The sequence below is a fragment of the Streptoverticillium olivoreticuli subsp. olivoreticuli genome, from assembly GCF_003391135.1.
Classification (GTDB): Bacteria; Actinomycetota; Actinomycetes; order Streptomycetales; family Streptomycetaceae; genus Streptomyces; species Streptomyces blastmyceticus.
This window is the reverse complement of sequence record NZ_CP031455.1, coordinates 3,479,242-3,496,911: the sequence shown is the minus strand read 5'-3', so window position 1 is coordinate 3,496,911 and position 17,670 is coordinate 3,479,242. Positions and strand designations below refer to the sequence as shown.

General features: G+C 73.4%; 16 protein-coding genes, 1 tRNA gene and 1 pseudogene. 10 read left to right on the top strand and 8 right to left on the bottom strand.

What is annotated here, in order from left to right; all coding sequences use genetic code 11:
- The first annotated feature begins 149 nt into the window (after positions 1-149).
- The 4 genes from DXZ73_RS14885 to DXZ73_RS14870 all read left to right on the top strand — a co-directional run bounded on the left by DXZ73_RS14885 (position 150) and on the right by DXZ73_RS14870 (position 5,708).
- A complete protein-coding gene (locus DXZ73_RS14885) occupies positions 150-1,325 on the top strand; it encodes an HpcH/HpaI aldolase/citrate lyase family protein (protein ID WP_116211473.1) in 1,176 nt (391 codons plus the stop codon).
- Positions 1,325-4,198 (top strand): phosphoribosyltransferase domain-containing protein, encoded by a 2,874-nt coding sequence (locus DXZ73_RS14880; protein WP_116211472.1) that lies wholly within the window; start codon positions 1,325-1,327, stop codon positions 4,196-4,198. Before DXZ73_RS14885 ends, DXZ73_RS14880 begins: the two co-directional genes overlap by 1 nt.
- Positions 4,195-4,995 (top strand): HAD family hydrolase, encoded by an 801-nt coding sequence (locus tag DXZ73_RS14875; protein ID WP_116211471.1) that lies wholly within the window; start codon positions 4,195-4,197, stop codon positions 4,993-4,995. Before DXZ73_RS14880 ends, DXZ73_RS14875 begins: the two co-directional genes overlap by 4 nt.
- A gap of 74 nt (positions 4,996-5,069) precedes the next feature.
- Positions 5,070-5,708, top strand: a complete 639-nt coding sequence (locus tag DXZ73_RS14870) for an O-methyltransferase (RefSeq protein ID WP_116215629.1) — start codon at positions 5,070-5,072, stop codon at positions 5,706-5,708.
- 12 nt (positions 5,709-5,720) lie between these two features.
- On the opposite strand, the gene DXZ73_RS14865 is transcribed toward DXZ73_RS14870, so the two are convergent.
- From DXZ73_RS14865 to DXZ73_RS14855, 3 genes are all read right to left on the bottom strand, one after another.
- The gene (locus tag DXZ73_RS14865; RefSeq protein ID WP_116211470.1) at positions 5,721-5,936 is read right to left on the bottom strand and encodes an FmdB family zinc ribbon protein; all 216 of its coding nucleotides are present in this window, start codon (positions 5,934-5,936) and stop codon (positions 5,721-5,723) included.
- 251 nt (positions 5,937-6,187) lie between these two features.
- Positions 6,188-7,591 (bottom strand): hypothetical protein, encoded by a 1,404-nt coding sequence (locus DXZ73_RS14860; protein ID WP_425315839.1) that lies wholly within the window; start codon positions 7,589-7,591, stop codon positions 6,188-6,190.
- Between the two features lie 74 nt (positions 7,592-7,665).
- The gene (locus DXZ73_RS14855) at positions 7,666-8,439 is read right to left on the bottom strand and encodes a DUF4097 family beta strand repeat-containing protein (protein WP_240351347.1); all 774 of its coding nucleotides are present in this window, start codon (positions 8,437-8,439) and stop codon (positions 7,666-7,668) included.
- 176 nt (positions 8,440-8,615) lie between these two features.
- Here DXZ73_RS14855 and DXZ73_RS14850 point away from each other — a divergent pair.
- Together DXZ73_RS14850 and DXZ73_RS14845 are read left to right on the top strand one after the other, a co-directional pair.
- A tRNA-Val gene (locus tag DXZ73_RS14850) sits at positions 8,616-8,690 on the top strand.
- A 63-nt stretch (positions 8,691-8,753) separates the two neighbouring features.
- Positions 8,754-9,032: a hypothetical protein gene (locus DXZ73_RS14845; protein WP_116211468.1), complete on the top strand. Its 279-nt coding sequence runs from the start codon at positions 8,754-8,756 to the stop codon at positions 9,030-9,032.
- A gap of 448 nt (positions 9,033-9,480) precedes the next feature.
- On the opposite strand, the gene DXZ73_RS14835 is transcribed toward DXZ73_RS14845, so the two are convergent.
- A complete protein-coding gene (locus DXZ73_RS14835; protein ID WP_116211466.1) occupies positions 9,481-10,440 on the bottom strand; it encodes a LysR family transcriptional regulator in 960 nt (319 codons plus the stop codon).
- A gap of 204 nt (positions 10,441-10,644) precedes the next feature.
- Here DXZ73_RS14835 and snpA point away from each other — a divergent pair, with 204 nt between their 5' ends.
- The 3 genes and pseudogenes from snpA to DXZ73_RS14820 all read left to right on the top strand — a co-directional run bounded on the left by snpA (position 10,645) and on the right by DXZ73_RS14820 (position 12,134).
- Positions 10,645-11,301 (top strand): snapalysin, encoded by a 657-nt coding sequence (gene snpA, locus DXZ73_RS14830; protein WP_116211465.1) that lies wholly within the window; start codon positions 10,645-10,647, stop codon positions 11,299-11,301.
- A gap of 120 nt (positions 11,302-11,421) precedes the next feature.
- Positions 11,422-11,646 (top strand): hypothetical protein, encoded by a 225-nt coding sequence (locus DXZ73_RS14825; RefSeq protein ID WP_116211464.1) that lies wholly within the window; start codon positions 11,422-11,424, stop codon positions 11,644-11,646.
- 13 nt (positions 11,647-11,659) lie between these two features.
- Positions 11,660-12,134: pseudogene (locus DXZ73_RS14820) on the top strand (DUF1990 family protein).
- 109 nt (positions 12,135-12,243) lie between these two features.
- Here the strand turns inward: DXZ73_RS14820 and DXZ73_RS14815 are convergent.
- From DXZ73_RS14815 to DXZ73_RS14800, 4 genes are all read right to left on the bottom strand, one after another.
- A complete protein-coding gene (locus DXZ73_RS14815) occupies positions 12,244-12,882 on the bottom strand; it encodes a DedA family protein (protein WP_116211463.1) in 639 nt (212 codons plus the stop codon).
- 208 nt (positions 12,883-13,090) lie between these two features.
- Entirely contained in the window at positions 13,091-13,573 is a 483-nt protein-coding gene (locus tag DXZ73_RS14810) for a DoxX family protein (protein ID WP_116211462.1), read from the bottom strand.
- A 57-nt stretch (positions 13,574-13,630) separates the two neighbouring features.
- On the bottom strand, positions 13,631-15,529 hold the full coding sequence (locus tag DXZ73_RS14805) for an FAD/NAD(P)-binding protein (protein ID WP_116211461.1): 1,899 nt from the start codon (positions 15,527-15,529) through the stop codon (positions 13,631-13,633).
- Positions 15,530-15,829: 300 nt separating this feature from the next.
- Positions 15,830-16,471, bottom strand: coding sequence for an HNH endonuclease family protein (locus DXZ73_RS14800; protein ID WP_116215627.1), 642 nt, complete (start codon positions 16,469-16,471; stop codon positions 15,830-15,832).
- Positions 16,472-16,764: 293 nt separating this feature from the next.
- Here DXZ73_RS14800 and DXZ73_RS14795 point away from each other — a divergent pair, with 293 nt between their 5' ends.
- Positions 16,765-17,607 carry an ABC transporter permease gene (locus tag DXZ73_RS14795; RefSeq protein WP_116211460.1) on the top strand — a complete coding sequence of 281 codons (843 nt, stop codon included), beginning with the start codon at positions 16,765-16,767 and terminating at the stop codon, positions 17,605-17,607.
- Positions 17,608-17,670 lie beyond the last annotated feature (63 nt).

Genomic DNA, 17,670 nt, shown 5'->3' with positions numbered 1-17,670 from the left:
CAACGCAGGGGCGACCTGGGCTGTTCAACCATGCGGGCGGCCAGATTTTCGTGCACTTGGGGAACTCTTTACCCCATCCCAGACGTACGATAATCGGCCACGCTTTCCGCTGGATGGGCCGGTGGAAGCCGTGGCACACGGGGAGAGTAATGAGGCATTTCGAGCACCTTGCGCCCTCGGTGCGGAATGGGCTGTTCCATAGACGGCCCGCCGCCTTCGACGCGCACTCCCCGGCCGCCACGCTCGCCGTCGCCCTCGGCGCCACGCTCTACAGCCCCGCCACCCGGCCCGCCCTCGCCGAGGACGTCGTCAAGCAGGCCGACCGCGGAGTGATCTCCATGGTCCTCTGCCTGGAGGACTCCATCGGCGACGCAGAGGTGGGCCGCGCCGAGGAGAACCTCGTCCGCCAGTTCGCCCGGCTCGCCGACCTCGCCGCGGCCGGCCGGACCCTGCCCCTGCTCTTCATCCGGGTCCGCGAGCCCGCCCAGATCACCGCCCTCGTCCGGCGGCTCGGCCCGGCCGGGCGGCTGCTGTCCGGTTTCGTCCTCCCGAAGTTCACCGAGGAGCGCGGCATCCCGTTCCTCGAAGAGCTCACCGCCGCCGAAAGCGACTGCGGGCGGCGGCTGTTCGCCATGCCCGTCCTCGAATCGCCCGAGCTGCTCCACCTGGAGACCCGCACCGCGACGCTCGCGGGCATCGCCCGCACCGTCGACAAGTACCGCGACCGGGTGCTGGCCCTGCGCCTCGGCGTGACCGACTTCTGCTCGGCGTACGGCCTGCGCCGCGCGCCCGACATGACCGCCTACGACGTCCAGCTCGTCGCCTCCGTGATCGCCGACGTCGTCAACGTCCTCGGCCGCGCGGACGGCAGCGGCTTCACCGTCACCGGCCCCGTCTGGGAGTACTTCAGAGCGCACGAGCGGATGTTCAAGCCGCAGCTGCGCCGCACGCCCTTCGCCGGTCCCGCCGAGGAGCTGCGCACCGCGCTCATCCAGCACGACATGGACGGCCTGCTCCGGGAGATCCAGCTCGACCGGGCCAACGGCCTCCAGGGCAAGACCTGCATCCACCCCTCCCACGTCGCCCCCGTGCACGCGCTCTCCGTCGTCAGCCACGAGGAGTTCAGCGACGCCGAGGACATCCTGCGGCCCGAGCGCGAGGGCGGCGGAGTGATGCGCTCCGCCTATACGAACAAGATGAACGAAGTGAAGCCGCACCGGGCCTGGGCGGAGCGCACCATGCTCCGCGCCGAGGTCTTCGGTGTCGCGCGGGAGGACGTGAGCTTTGTGGAGCTGCTGTCGGCGAGCGTCGGGACGGCCGCGTGATGTGGTCGGGGAGCTGGGTCGAGGACCGGCTCGGGGTCGGGCTGGAGGGTGACGCCCCCCTCCGGGACCTGCTGGGCCTGGCCCTGCGGCGCAACCCCAAGCGGGCCCACCTGCTGGTGTCCCACGTGCTCGGCAAGCACGTGCCCGTCGCGCCGTCCACGGTCCATGGCTCGGGGGCCGGGCTCGGGCGCAGGGTCCGCGCGCTCCTCGGCGACGCCGACGCGGCACGGGCCGTCGTCCTCGGCTACGCGGAGACGGCCACCGGCCTGGGCCACGCGGTCGCCGACGGCCTCGGCCTCGCGCCCTACCTGCACTCCACCCGGCGGCCCGTCCCGGGCGTGACCCCGGTCGGCGGCTTCGAGGAGGAGCACAGCCACGCCACGTCCCACCTGCTGCTGCCCGAGGACCCCGCGCTGCTGTCGGGCGACGGCCCGCTGATCCTCGTCGACGACGAGTTCTCCACGGGCCGCACGGTCCTCAACACGATCACCGCGCTCCACGCGCGCTTCCCGCGCGAGCGGTACGTGATCGTGGCCCTGGTCGACATGCGCGGCCCGGCCGACCGCGCGCGCCTGACCGACTTCGCCGCGGAACTGGGCGCCCGCGTGGACGTCCTCGCCCTCGCCTCCGGCACGGTACGGCTCCCCGCCGGGGTGCTGGAACGGGGCCGGGCCCTGGTGGCGGAGCACGAGCCGGCAGACGCGGCGCCCGCACCGCGCGGCGACGGCGCGCGGCAGCGGGAGCGCGGCCCGCAGCGGGTCGAGCTCGGATGGCCCGCCGGTGTGCCCGACGGCGGGCGGCACGGCTTCACCCCCGCGCACCGGTCCCGGCTGGAAGCCGCGCTGCCGGAGATGGCCGCCCGGATCGCCGAAGCCCTCCCACGAGGGGCTCGCCGCGTGCTCGTCCTCGGCAACGAGGAGCTGATGTACGCGCCCCTGCGGCTCGCCTGCGCGCTGGAGGAGGCGCTCGGCGGCCCCGCGGAGAAGGGTGGCCGCGCGGATCGGGTACGGGAGTCCTGTGGCGGCGACGGCGGCGACCTGGCGAGCGGCTCGCCCGACTACGCGCCGGGCGTCCCGGATGACAGCCGTGCCCCGGAAGCCGGCCGGGACGGCCACGACGGCGGGTGCCCGGAAGCGGGGCGAGGCAGCCTGGCGAGCGGTTCCGCCGCAACCACTCCGGACTTCCCGGGTGCGGGGCGAGGCGACCGAGCGGGCGGGCATGCCGGCATCGCGCCCGGCGTCCCGGAGGGCAGCCGTCACGCGGGCGGGTGCGTCGGGACGACGCGCGACGGCCTGGCGAGCGGCCCCGCCGAAGCCGGCCGGAACGGCCACGACAGCGGGCGCCTCGGAACGGGGCGAGGTGACCGGGCGAGCGGCCCCGCCGCAGATGCCGCAGACGTGCCGGGTGCCCCGGGAGCCGGTCGGCGCCACAGCGTCGACGTGCGGTTCTCCACCACCACCCGGTCGCCCGTGCTCGCCGTCGACGACCCCGGCTACGCCATCCGTACGCGCATCGGCTTCCCCGCCCACGACGACCCCGCCGACGGACCCGGGCCCCGCTACGCGTACAACGTCGCGGGCGCCGGCTTCGACGCCGTCGTCGCCGTCGTCGACTCCCACGGCGACACCCCCGAACTCCACGCCCCCGGCGGCCTGTTGGACGCTCTCGCCCCGCACACCGGGCACGTCCTGCTCGCCGTCGTCCCCTCCCACACCCCCGAGGCTGCCCCGGCCATGCCAGAACCGCTGCGCGGTCCCGCCTTCTCCTCCTACGCCCCCGAGGACGTCGGCTGGCTGCTCCAGGACCTCTCCGGGGTCACCCTCGAAGCCCCCACCGAGGAGCGCGAGGAGGCGATCCAGAGCGGCGGCGCGCACTACGCCGAGTCGCTGCCCGTCGAGTACCAGCCCGGCGCGGAGTACCAGGCGCTGTTCCGCGCCGCGCTCGACGCCTCCGCGTCCCGCATGGCGCGGGCCGTCGGCGTCGTGACGGAGACCGTGCTCGCCGAGCGCTCGCCCCGCCCGGTGCTGGTGTCGCTGGCCCGCGCGGGCACCCCCGTCGGCGTGCTGATGCGCCGCTGGGCCCGGCACGCGTACGGCCTCGACCTGCCGCACTACGCCGTCTCCATCGTGCGCGGCCGCGGCATCGACCGCACGGCCCTGCGCTGGCTGGCCGCCCACCACGACCCGGCCGACGTCGTGTTCGTCGACGGCTGGACGGGCAAGGGCGCGATCACCCGCGAACTCGCCGACGCCCTGGCCGGCTCCGAGGGGTTCGACCCCCGCCTCGCGGTCCTCGCCGACCCCGGCCACTGCGTGGAGACCTACGGCACGCGCGACGACTTCCTCATCCCCTCCGCGTGCCTCAACTCGACGGTGTCCGGCCTGATCTCGCGTACGGTCCTGCGCTCCGACCTCGTCGGCCCGCACGACTTCCACGGCGCGAAGTTCTACCGCGAGCTCGCGGGCGGCGACGTCTCGCGCGACCTGATCGAAGCCGTCGCCGCGCGCTTCCCCGACGCCCGGGAGCAGGTCGCCCGCGACGCGAAGGACATGGCCGCCGCCGACCGCACACCCACCTGGGAGGGCTGGGCGGCCGTCGAGCGCATCAGCGAGGAGTTCGGCATCCACGACGTCAACCTCGTCAAGCCCGGCGTCGGCGAGACCACGCGCGTCCTGCTGCGCCGCGTCCCGTGGAAGATCCTCGCCCGGCGGGGCGCGGGCGCGGACCTCGGCCACGTGCGGCTGCTGGCCGCCCAGCGCGGCGTCCCGGTCGAGGAGGTGGACGGCCTGCCGTACAGCTGCGTCGGCCTGATCCACCCCCGCTACACCCGCGGCGCGACCGGTGCGGACGGCACGGCGGTGGCCGCCCCGTGACCCTCCTCGTCGCCAGCGACCTCGATCGCACCCTCATCTACTCCGCCGCCGCGCTCGCCCTCGGGACGCCGGACGCCCGGGCGCCCCGCCTGCTCTGCGTCGAGGTGTACGAGAGCAGACCGCTCTCGTACATGACGGAGACGGCGGCGGGACTGCTCGCCGGCCTGGCCCGTACCGCCGCCTTCGTGCCCACCACCACCCGGACCCGCGAGCAGTACGGCCGCATCCGGCTGCCCGGCCCCGCACCGGAGTTCGCGATCTGCGCCAACGGCGGCGAGCTGCTCGTACGGGGCGAGTCCGACGCCGACTGGCGGCGGAGCGTGGAGCGGACGCTGGCCGCCGAGTGCGCCCCGCTGGACGAGGTCCGCGCGCACCTGACGCGCACCGCCGACCCGGCCTGGCTGCTCAAGGAGCGCACGGCCGAGGACCTCTTCGCCTACCTCGTCGTGGACCGGCCGCTGCTGCCCGACGGCTGGGTCCTGGAGCTCACCGAGTGGGCCCGCGCCCGCCGCTGGTCGGTCTCGCTCCAGGGCCGCAAGCTCTACGCCGTGCCGGAGCCGCTCACCAAGAGCGCCGCGGTCGCCGAGGTCGCCCGCCGCACGGGCGCGTCCGAGGTGCTCGCCGCCGGTGACTCCCTGCTCGACGCGGACCTGCTGCTCGCCGCCGACCGCGGCTGGCGCCCGGGCCACGGCGAACTCGCGGACGCGGGCTGGACCGCACCGCACGTGACCGCCCTTCGGACGCGGGGCGTGCTGGCCGGTGAGGAGATCCTGCGGGCGTTCGCCGGGGCGGCGTAATCTCCTCGGGAGTCCGGCCGTTGGCCGTTTCCGCCCCCGAGGAGCTTCGCGTGACCGATTTCAAGGGCATCCGGATGACCCCCGAGCTGTACGAGTACGTGCTCGCCCACAACCCGCCGCTGCTCCCGTCGCAGCGGGCACTCGTCGACATCACCCGCACCGCGCTGCCCGGCGTCGCCGTCAAGCAGATCGCCCGGGAGCAGGGCCCGTTGCTGGCCTTCCTCGTCCGGCTCACCGGCGCCCGGCACATCGTGGAGGTCGGCACCTTCACCGGCCTCTCGGCCCTGTCCATGGCCCAGGCGCTGCCCGCCGACGGCAAGTTGATCACCCTCGACATCTCCGAGGAGTGGACGGCCTACGCGCGCGACGCGTGGACCGGGGCGGGTGTCGCCGACCGCGTCGAGCTGCGGATCGGCGCCGCGCTCGACTCGCTGAAGGCCATGCCGGCCGAGCCGCACATCGACCTGGCCTTCATCGACGCCGACAAGGAGGGCTACGTCGACTACTGGGAGGAGCTCGTGCCGCGGCTGCGCCCCGGCGCTCTGATCGTGGCCGACAACGTCCTCTTCAGCGGGCAGGTCCTCGCCCCTGAGACCTCGCGCATGGGTGCGGCGGTCGACGCGTTCAACGAGCACGTGGCCGCCGACAAGCGCATGGACTCCGTCATGCTGGCGGTCGCGGACGGCCTGACCCTCTCCCGCCGGGTCGCCTGACGGCGGGTCCCGTCAGCCGCAGCAACCGCCGCCGCAGCAGCCACCGCCACCACCGGCCCGGGGTGCGGGGGTTGCCGCGGCGGCGCCGGTGACGGCGACGGTCGACAGCAGCTTCACGGTGTCCGTGTGGCCTTCGGGGCAGGTGGCGGGGGCGGACGACTCGGCCATCGGGCGGTTGAGCTCGAAGGTGTCGCCGCAGGCTTTGCAGCGGTATTCGTAGCGAGGCATGTGCGAAGGATAACGGGCGGATTTTTCCTCGGCCCTGCTTCGCCCGGACCCGTGCCCGGGTGCGGCCCGGCGGTCTTGTTCCCCAGCCCCGCCCCTTCCCGAAACCGGGGAGACCCCGGACCCCCTGAAGCGGCTGCGCCGCTTGTCCTCAATCGCCGGACGGGCTGAATCAGCCCGTCCGGCGATTGAGGACACCGCGCGGAGCGCGGTTCCGCCGCAGGCGGCAACGGACCCGCGCGTTACGGCACAATTCAGCGACTGCGCGCTTCCCTGATGTCCTGGACCACGCGCGCCGCGGCGGACCGCACCGCCTCCGTCTCCAGCAGGAAGTGCCACCAGTCCGGATGGCGCCCTTCGAGGCCCGCCACCGCCCGGTCCAGGCGGGCCACCGCCTCGTCCAGCGGGTGCGCGTGGCGCGGGTCCGGCGTGCTGCGGCCCGCCATGGCGAGCCGCTGCGCGTCCCGTACGGCGAAGCGGGTGCGCTCGACCTCCTTCTGGTGGTCGAACGACACCTCGTCCAGCCGCCGCAGCCGGTCACCCGCGGCGGAGACCGCCTCGTCGGTGGTGTTCAGCAGGGCCCGCACGGTCGAGAGGCCGGCGAGCGCGTCCGGCCAGCGCTGCGCGTCGCGCGCGGTCTGCGCCTCCCGCAGCTTCGCCTCGGCCTGGGCGACGGCACGCTCCGCCTCCTCGGGCACCCGCTGGAGGTCCTGCCAGCACGCGGCGCTGTAACGGCGGCGCAGCTCGCTGAGGACGGGGCCCACACCGGCGGCGCGCGTGGTGATCGCCTGGGCGCGGGTCCGCAGCGACACGAGCCGCTTGTCGATGTCCGCGGCCTTCTGCGGCAGGCCCCCGGCCTCGCCGCGGATCACCTCGGCCTCGCGCTGCACCCGCTCGGCGCGGGCGACGGTCTCCTGCACGCCGTGCTGCCCGGCGCCCTGGTTGAGCTTGGTCAGCTCGGGGGAGAGGGCCGCGAGCCGCGCGGCCAGGTCGTCGGCGCGCAGGCCCGAGGCCCGCACGGCGTCGAGCGCGTCGCTCGCGGCCAGGAGCTGCTGCCGGGCCCGCTCCACGGCCGGTGCGAGCCGTGCCAGCCGGTCCTCCGCGGACCCCAGCAGCGGCGCGAGGCCCGCCCCGAACCGCTCCAGGTCGGCCTTGACCCGCAGCAGCTCGTCCTTGGCGCGGGTCAGGTCCGTACGCGCGCGGACCGCCGACGCGGCGTCCAGGTCCTCGCGGTCGAGGTCGTGGGAGTCGACGGCCGTGATGTAGGCGTGCGACACCTCGTCGATGCGCTGCCCGAAGGCCGCGAAGTCGGCGGCCGCCTTGCGGGCGGCGGGCGAGGAGTCGACCGCGGTGATCGTCTCGATGGAGATCCGCAGGTCGCGCTGGGCGGTGTCCAGCTCGTAGAACGCCGCGGCCGCCGCGTCCTTCGCCGCCTGCGCGTCGGCCCGCTGCCCCTCGCCGCGGGCCCGGCCCCAGCGGCGCGGGCCGCCGCCGGAGAAGGACGCGGGCAGCGCCGCGGCGAACAGCACCACGGGCAGCAGTGCGAGCCCGGCGGTCTCCCGGGCCGCGGCGGCCAACGCGGTCACGGCCCCACCGGCCCCCGGGGAGCGGAAACGGCGGCGTGCCGGTCGTACGGACTGCGCGATGGTCGCCGTCACTTGCCCTCTCCCGATGGATCGCCCCTGGCCCGGATGCCATTCTCCCACCCGCCGGGGACGAACACACAGGACGGTCAGCCCGCCGTGACGACCTTCACCTCGCCGTTGTCGCTGCGCGCGGAGACCGTGTGCCGGCTGGCGTCGTCGCGGGGAACGTCCACCTTCGTACCGCCGTTGTCGCTGTGCGCGTCGACCTTGTACGGGGCGTGCGGGAGCTCGATCCGGGTGCTGCCGTTGTCGTTGGTGGTCTCCACCCGGTCCGGGACCTGCTTCAGCGAGATCCGGATGGCCCCGTTCTGGGAGCGGGCCCTGACCTGGTGGGCCGTGCTGCCGGTGGCGGTCACGGCGCCGTTGGAGCTGGCGAGGTCGAGGGCGCCGGTGGAGTCGGCGACCCGGACCTCGCCGTTGTCGGAGGAGATCTTGAGGTCCTTGTCGAACCCGCTCGCCGTGACCCCGCCGTTCTTCTCCTTCACGGTGACCTTGACCCCGCGGGGGACCTCGATCCGGTGCTTCGACCGACAATTGGAGCTGATGCCCGAGCAGTGCATGCGCAGCTTCAGGGTGGACCCGTCCATCGCCCACGAGGTCTTCGAGGACCCGCCGACGGTCCACCCGGCGAACCACCGGGTCACCTTCACGTCCTTGCCGCCGCCGGGCACCAGCTCCAGCTGCGAGTCGTCGGAGTCGACGGTCAGCTCCTGCCCGGAGAACGCGAACGCCCGGTCCTCGGGCTCGGCGTCGTCCAGGTCGGAGTTCCCGCACCCGGTCACGGCGACCCCGGCGAGCAGCACACCACCGGCGACGAGGGACAACCGGGCGGCGGAACGCGTACGGGAACGGGGTTTCACGATGACTCCGTAAGGGCGGGTCGGGGCGGGTCGCGGATGCCCATCACGCTACGGAACCGTCACCGCGCCCGGTATGAAGCCCGCTACCGCATCGGGGGTGGGGATAACCCCCGCGCCCCCTCCGCCCCGGTTTGCGAGGACCGCCCTTCGGCCATGTACTCTGTCTATTCGTTCCCGGGCGCATAGCTCAGCGGTAGAGCGCTGCTCTTACAAAGCAGATGTCGGCGGTTCAAATCCGTCTGTGCCCACCATCACGAAGACCCCCAGTCGATCACGGCTGGGGGTCTTCGCGCGGTTCCTGAGATCATCGCTGCATGACTGACGCGCAACTCCCCGCAGGGTGGACCCTTCAGCAGATCCGCGAGGTGTCCGGGGACCGGGAGGCCGTCGCGCTCCACACCAACCGGACCGTGACGTGGGCCGACGCGGCCGACGAGGTGGTACATCCCGCGATCGTGCTGGGGTTCCATGGCTTGTGTCTCGTGCAGCCCGTCGATGACACGGACTGGTACATGGGCAGCCTGAACGATGACGGCAGCGTCAACTGCTGGTCGGTCTACGGCGACCTTTACGAGGCATTGCGCGGACTGTGAGCCCGCCGACTTGGGAATTATGCCCAGACCTCGCCAACGGTGTGATTAGCATGATCACATGCCGCGATTCGCAGACTTTGACGCTTCATCACTCCGTCGCACCAGTGATGTCGAGGGCTTCCCTTGGCGGGGCCAGACCGTCACGCTCATACGCGTCGACGCGAAGGGAGTGGTAAGCCAGGCGACCAGGATCACGGAGAAGCGACGCATGCTTGACGAGGCGGCTCCGAAGGACCTGATACTCGCCGCATGGCCCGGCCAGTGGTCCCAAGATGTGTTCTTCGTGGACGACGTCAAGGCCGCGCGAGCAGACATGGCGTAGCGGTCTGGGCCGTTTTCTGACACCGGGCGCCAACGGACGAGCCCGAAGATTCAGCCCGTCCGGCGATTGAAGACACCACGCGCGTCAGCGCGGTTCGGTGGCGGGGCTCCGCCCCAGGCCCCCGGGTCAGCCCCGGAAGAGGGGCGTGCCCCTGGCGTCGAGCCAGGACTGGTAGGCCGGGCTTCGTGTCGCCGCCTCCGTGTACGCCGCTTCCAGGTCGGTGAAGAGCGCGTCCAGTTCGTGGAGCGGGCGGGCGCACGCGCGGGCGGCGAGGGAGAGTTCGGCGGTCAGCGGGTCGCCGTGGAGGGGGCGGACGACCGTGCCGGGGGCCGGTTCGGCCGTGGGCTGGCAGGGGCGTACGGCCTCGCCGGAGGCGACCAGGTCCGCGGCGGTGGTGTTGTCGCGGACGTGGATCAGCCGGGGGTCGAGCCCGGTGGTCGCGAAGGCCCGGCACAGGGCGGCCCACTCGTGGTCGGCGGTCGGGTCCACGATCCAGGACTCGTCGGCGAGTTCGGTCAGCTTCACCACGGGCCGCCCGGCCGCCGGATGCCCGGCGGCGAGGGCGACGAACTTCGGTTCGCGCGTGGTGAGCACGCGCCGCTCGACACCCGCGGGCACGGCCAGCGGGAAGCCCTCGGTCTCCTGCACGAAGGCCACGTCGAGCTGGTTGGTGGCGAGCAGCTGGAGGAGAGTGTTCGTCGATACCTCTATATGGATGGTGATATCCGTATCGGGGAACCGGGCGTGGATGCGGCGCAGCCACCCCGTCACCACCCGGCTGCCGACACTGCCCACCCGCAGCCGCTCACCACCCGCGCCCACGGCGGCATTTCGCGCGGCCGTCACCAGGGCGGCCATCTCGGCGACTATGGGCCGCGCGCGGAGCAGGACGGTGTCGCCGAGCGGGGTGGGGCGGCTGCCCGTCTGGCCGCGGGTGAACAGGAGACCGCCCACGGCCCCCTCGATACGCCGGAGTTGAGTGGTCAGCGAGGGTTGTGTCATGCCGAGCTGGAGCGCGGCCTTCCGCACACTTCCGGTGTCGGCAATGGCGCAAAGCGCACGGAGGTGCCTGACCTCGAGCTCCACGGGGGGAGCATAACTGCACCTCGCATGTCACACCAGACACATCGGGGGGCAGGGTAGGTGATTGGACGGAGCTATGGCCAGTTGGCATCATCCGCACCACTGATAACTCGTCAGAGACTTCCCGGGACCAACAGTTCACCCGACGCGCCCCGGCCGGCCCACCACCATTCGGCCAGGGCTCTCGGAACGAATGGAGTCCCCCACATGAATCGCTCCACCATGGTGCTCTCGGCCGCCCTCGGTCTCGGTCTGGCGGCGGCGCTGTCCGTCCCGGCCACCGCGGCGCCCGTCACCGAGGGATCGCACGCCGTCACCCAGTCGTCGTACGTCGGCTCGGCGGCCGAGCAGGCGGGCAACAAGGCCTTCTTCGAGGCCGTGATGAAGTCCGCGAAGGCCAAGGCCGCCAAGTCCCCGGGCCTGAGGACCGTCACGGTCACCTACGACCCCAGCAACGCGCCCAGCTTCCAGCAGGAGATAGCGAACGCCGCGCAGATCTGGAACAGCTCCGTCCGCAACGTCCAGCTGCGGGCGGGCAGCAACGCCGACTTCTCGTACTACGAGGGCGACGACTCCCGCGGCTCCTACGCCCAGACCGACGGCCACGGGCGCGGCTATATCTTCCTCGACTACCAGCAGAACCAGCAGTACGACTCCACCCGCGTCACCGCGCACGAGACCGGGCACGTCCTCGGCCTGCCCGACCACTACCAGGGCCCGTGCAGCGAGTTGATGTCCGGTGGCGGCCCCGGCCCGTCCTGCACCAACCCCTACCCGAACTCGCAGGAGAGAAGCCGGGTCAACGCTCTGTGGGCCAACGGCCTGACGGCCTTCGACAAGGACGCCTTCACCAAGGTCCACTGACCGGCCGGGGTCAGGTGACCTCCGACACGTGATCATCCAGCGGTCCGGCTCCCCCGTGGAGCCGGGCCGCTGTGCCCTTCCCGGGCGCCGCCCGCCCGCGAAGGGCGCATACTGAGGACAATGACGAAGCCAGCAGCGCACCGACGGTTCCTGCCCACCAGCCCCTTCAATGCTCCCGTCGCCCCAGCCCCGGTGAAGCGGTTCACCGTGGGGGACCGGGTGACCCACGACCGCTACGGCCTCGGCCGGGTCATCGGTGTCGAGGAGGACGTCGCCGTGCTCGTCGACTTCGCCTCCCGCCAGGAGCGCATCCCCGGCCCGTACACCAAGCTCACCAAGCTGTGAGTGCGGCTGACCCGTGCCGCCGAGGTTCACCTATCCGGAGGTCGGGGCCACCGGGCGCGCCGGAGCGCTGCCCGAGGCCTACGGCCACCTTCGCGTATCCACCCGCATAGGACGCGGCCGGGACGCCTTCGGGGCGGCCGCCGACGCGCTGCTGTCGTGGGGCATCGCCCGGCGTCACCGTGACCGTGTCCCTGGGCGCCGGCCCGCTGCGCGTCTCGGGCCCGTGTGCCGTGGTGTGGGCCGTGCGGGAGCCCGGCCGCGCGGGTTTCGCGTACGGGACGCTGCCGGGCCACCCCGAGTGCGGCGAGGAGGCGTTCCTCGTCACGCTCGACGAGGCGGGTGAGGTCCACCTCACCGTGACCGCCTTCAGCCGCCCCGCGCTCTGGTTCACCAGGGTCGCCGGACCGCTGGTGCCCGTCGTGCAGCGGGCGTACGCGCGAAGCTGCGGCCGCACCCTGCGCGGCGAGGTCGCCCGCCGGACGCGGTAGTGCCGCGCGGGAGCACTCGTAAGGACACTCGTAAGGATGCTCGTACGGATGCGGAATGCGGGCCTCGGCCCGGCGCCGTGGCCGGGTACGGCCGGAGCCGTAACGGGCCCTACTGCGCCTGTGCCTCGCGGTGGCGGGGGTGCTTCATGACGAACGCCGCGCCCAGCCCGGCTGCGAAGAGGGCGAAGAAGGAGACGGCCGTGCCCAGCCAGGTGGCTCCCAGCCACTGGCCGCCGAAGTAGCCGAGGCTCACGCTGTACGCGGCCCAGGTCAGACCCGCCAGCGCCGACCAGGGCAGGAATTCGGCCACCCTGCGGTGCATGACCCCCGCGCCGAGGCTGACGACCGACCGCCCGGCGGGCGCGAAACGCGCCACGACCACGAGCGGACCGCCGCCGCGCAGCAGCGCCGTGCCGAGCTTGGCCTGGGCGGCGGTGAGGCGGCGGGAGCGGGCGATGGCGCGGTCGAAGCGGTCGCCGCCGCGCCATGCGAGGCGGTAGGCGACCATGTCGCCGAGCACGGAGGCGGTCGCCGCGCACATCACGAGTGCGAACATCTCGGGGAAGCCCGCGTGACCCCGGGCGGCGTCACCGACCGCGTCGGCGGCGGAGCCCGCGGCCGTGGTGGCGGCGGTGATCACCAGCACGCCGCTGGGCAGCACGGGAAGGAAGACGTCGAGGAGCACGGACAGCCCGACGATCACATAGATCCATGGGGTGTCGGCCAACGACCCCAACTGCTCCAGCACGTCCTGATCTCCCGGTACGGTCCCCCGCCGCGACGTCGCAGGGAGCGGCAGGGGCGGCCTTCACAACCGCACAGCGTACGCCTGGGGCTCCTGTGACATGTGCGCGGGGCCGGTGATGTTGTTTGAATCACGTGCCGGAGATGTGCCGGTGTGTGCCGTGCGAAGGGTGACCCGGGGGCCCGGCGGCGAGGCCGGACCCCCGGCCGGATCACTGGTCGCGGCGGAAGAGACGGTCCAGGGAGACCGCGCCGGGTCCGGTGAAGACGATCAGCAGGAACGCCCACGCGAACATCGCGGACGCCTCGCCACCGTTCTGTATCGGCCACAGGGCCGTGCTCTGGTGCACGTCGAAGTACGCGTACGCCATCGAGCCGGAGGAGATCAGGGCCGCGCTGCGGGTGCCGACGCCCAGCAGCACGAGGACGCCGCCGACGAGCTGGATGACGGCCGCGTACCAGCCGGGCCAGGTGCCGGCCGCGACCGTGCCGCCGTGGGTGCCCGCGGCACCGCCGAGGATGCCGAACAGCGACGCGGCGCCGTGGCAGGCGAAGAGCAGGCCCACCACGGCGCGGAACGCCGAGAGGGCGTACGGCCGGGCGGCGTCGAGCCGCTCGGTGAGCGTGATGGCCTGGGCCGTGCCGCCGACGGCGGAAGTCGCGGCCGAGGGGGACTGAGCGGTCGTGGGGGGCATGGGGAGTGCTCCTCGTGTCGGGGACAGGAAACGACGAGGGGTACAGGTTAGGTTCGCCTAATCGTTACTTGCAAGTTCAAGCTCTTGATTCATTGTGCCCGAGGGCCACCCGCAACACGTTCGCAACACGGCCCGCGCCACCGCGTCGGCGTCCGCCAGCGTCACCGAATTCACACCCGGGCGGGCGCCCGCCGCCGTCACCCAGCGCACCCCCTCCGTCGGCACGCCCACCGCGAACCGCCGCGGATGCGCCCGCCCCCGCGCGTCGACGAGCCGGTACGGGCTCGGCGTGACGTCCAGCCCGCCCGTCACATGGCCGCCCACCCGGTGCGCCCGGCACTGCCCCGTCCGCAGCAGACCGGCCAGCAGCGCGTCCCCGGTGCGCCGCACGTCCGGCGCGGGCAGGCGCGCCTCGACGACCGTCGTCACGGACACCGCGGGGCCGGGCACCACCGCCGACCGCGCGCCGAAGCCCGCCCCGCCGCCGGGAGCCCCCGTCGTCACCTCCAGGCCCGGCCCCAGCACCTCCAGCACGCCCGCCTCGATCAGCGCGGCCGTCTCCTCGATCCGGCGGCGGGGCGGGCCGATCGACAGGAACGCGTTCAGCGGCGTGTACCAGCCGTCGAGGTGCTCCCGGTGCGAGGCGCCCGTGAGCCCGCCGTGGTCGACGGTCTGCCGCAGCTCGTTGCGCAGGTCGCGCAGCACGTCCAGGGCCGCCTTGACCGGGTCGCGGACATTGCCGCCGCGCGCCCGTTCGGCGTCCCGGTACAGATACGCCAGCAGCCAGGCGCGGAAGTCCGCGGGCCCCTCGAAGCGCCGCCCGCCGTACGGACGGGCCACCGCCGCCCAGTCCCAGCGGTCGGCGGGCCCGATGCCGGAGTCGGCGAGCACCTCCCGTACGCCCCGCGGATCCCGGGCGAGCGCGGCCGCGAGGAAGCGGTCGCGGAACCGGGCGGCCGGCAGTCCCCTGCCCGCGAGCAGCGTCGCGTAGTACACCGCCTCGACCTCCGCGGCCACCAGCGGCCACACCTCGGCCAGGAAGTCCGGTGCGGCGCCGGACGCCGCGCGCTTGCGGAACCCGTCGATGACCTCCGGCGTCAGCAGCAGCGGGGTGTGCCGGGCGTACGGGCCCTTCTGGTTGTCGCCGCGCGCCTGGTACGGGACGCCGCGCCGCGACCCCGCGTACAGCCGCGGCTCCCGCCCCGACGGGCGGTAGACGAGCCCGCCGCCGCGCGGGGCGAAGGTCCCGCCGCGACCGGTGGTGAGCAGGGCGAGGTGGTCGAAGAAGTTCAGCCCCAGACCGCGCAGGAGGACGGCCTCGCCGGGGGACACCCCGCCGAGGTCCACGTCCGCGGGGTTGCCGGGCGGGACGTGACGCAGACCGTGGCGGGCCGCGTACGCCGAGAGGCGGGCCTCCTCCCCGGTCGCGACCGCCGGCAGGTGCCCCTGGGCGAGGACCACGGCCGAGAGCCCGCGCAGCGTGCGGCCGGTGTCGAGGGTGAGCGTCTGGAGCGGCGGCCGCTCGTCCGCCGGATCATCCGTCAGGCGTACGGCCCTCGCCCGGTGCGTCAGGACCACCACGTTCTCCGGCGCCGTCCGCACCGTCCTCGCGAAGGCCCACGCCAGATAGCGCCCGTAGCACGCCCGCGTCGGATAGTCGTCCGGCCCGACGATCCCGCCCGCCCACTCGTGGAGGCTCGGACCGGGCCGCACCGGCCCCGCGCACTCCACGCTCGCGTCGGTGAACACCGTGACCTGCGAGGCCACGGTGTTCATCAGCAGCCCCGCGTGCTGGTCGGCGCGCCAGACGGCCCCCGCCCCCGGCGGCGCGGGGTCCACCATGTGCACGGTCAGCCGGGCGCGCGGGGCGAGTTCGGGCACCGAGGCGCAGATCCGCTCCAGCACGCCGGTGCCCCGGGGGCCCGCGCCGACGACGGCTATCGCATGGTGCGCCACGGTGCTCTCCCGGGGGCCGAGGGCGAGAAGATCGGCCCATCATGGCCTCGGGGTGCGGCCCGTCGAACGGATTCCTCAATTCACCGGAACCGGGTCCGTGAGTGGTGGTTGACTTACCCCTTACGAGTGAACCGTGCGTGGTGCTGCGCGGGGTGGGGAAGTCCTCGGTCTGTCCCTCAACTTCCCTGCGCAGAAAAGGAGTCCGCATGCGGCGACTCATCGCTGTCGTCCACGGGGTCGCGGCATGGTTCGGCTTCTCGGCGCGGTCGTGAGGGTGGATCCGCGCCCGGAAGCCTGTCGTCAGCAGCCGTTGAGCACGCGCTCCATCGCGCTCTTCTCGGCCGAGTCCACGCTCAGCTTGTAGTAGTGCTTCACCGTCACCCACATCTCCACGTACGTGCATCCGTAGGACTTCAGCGGCGGCATCCACTGCGCCGGGTCCTTGTCGCCCTTCGCCTGGTTCACGCGGTCCGTGACCGCGATGAGCTGAGGCCGGGTCAGGTCGTTGGCGAAGGCCTGCCGCTGGGCGGTGGTCCACTTGTCGGCGCCCGAGCGCCACGCCTGCGCGAGCGGCACGATGTGGTCGATGTCGAGCTTCTGCGCGTCGGTCCACGTGGCGCCGTCGTACGCGGAAGTCCAGGTGCCGGACACGGCGGCGCACTTGGCGTCCTGCTTCACGTTGTCGCCGTCGCGCTTGAGGACTACCTCACGGGTGTTGCACTGCCCGGACTGTGTGATCCAGTGCGGGAACTTCGCGCGGCTGTAGCCGTCCATGGACCCCTCCGGCTGGACGGTGAGCTCGCCCAGGTAGGTACGGGCCGTCGCGGCGTCCGTCGGGGCGGGCGGGGCGGCCTGTGCGGCGGGTCCGCCGAGGACGAGCGAGCCGACGAGCGCGGCGAGCCCGCCCGCGACGGCCGCGCGACGCGCGTAGACGTTCCGCAGGGAAGTGGGGATGCGCATTCCGGGCATGAGAACTCCCTTGAGGTGGGGGCGGCCGGTGAGTGGCGGCCAGGATTTCGACGGCCGGTGTCCGGGGGGTGTTGGCCAGGTAACAGGGTGACGACGCGACCATGTCAAAGCAAGGGGTTGCGAACGTGAAGTTCCTCCTGACGGTGCGCCATGCGTGCCAGCCGGAAGCCGAGTTCACCCGGGTCCGGACCCGTACGGCGGACCCGTTTCGCCCGCCGTCGCGGGTGCGTACGGCCCGACCGGCCGGCACGGCCTAGGGTGGCCGCGTGCTCGCCGCCGCAGCTCTCCTGCCCGTCAACGCCACCCTCGGGGTGGTTCTCGCCGTCCTGCTCGTCGCCGCCGTGGGCGTCGCCGCCCTCGCCCGGCTGGCCGACGGGCGGGAGCGCGGCTACGCCCGCGCGATCGCCGTCGCCGGACTGCGCGCCGCCGTCCAACTGGCCGCCGTCTCCGCCCTGATCGGCTGGGTCGTCCACGCGCTGCCGCTGCTCCTGTGCTTCGTCCTCCTGATGTTCGCCGTGGCCGTACGGACGGCCGGGCGCCGCATCACGGAGAACGGCACCTGGCGGTGGGCGGCCGCGCCGATCGGCGCGGGCGTGCTGCCGGTGGTCGTGGTACTGCTGCTCACCGGGCTCGTCCCGCTCAAGGGCATCGCCCTGATCCCGGTCACGGGCATCCTCATCGGCGGCGCGCTGACGGCCACCGTCCTCGCGGGCCGGCGCGCGCTGGACGAGCTGCGCACCCGGCACGGCGAGGTCGAGGCCGGCATGGCCCTCGGCCTGCTCGACCGCGAGGCGCGGCTGGAGATCGCCCGCCCGGCGGCCTCCGACGCCCTGCTGCCGGGCCTGGACCAGACGCGCACCGTGGGCCTGGTCACACTTCCGGGCGCTTTCGTGGGCATGCTGCTGGGCGGGGCCTCGCCGACGCTCGCGGGGGCGGTGCAGCTGTTCGTCCTGGTCGCCCTGATGGCCGTGCAGGCGGTGGCGGTCGCCGTCACGCTGGAGCTGATCGCGCGGGGGCGACTGCACCGGGAAGGGGGCGGGGGCCGGGGCGGTCGCCGGTGGCCCGGCTTCAAGCGATCAAGTACCCTGAACGGAGCAGAAGGGGAGTAGCTCTTCGCCGGACCGTCGACATACTGCTGGGTTCACCCCAGCCGGCGCCCGGAGGCAGACGGG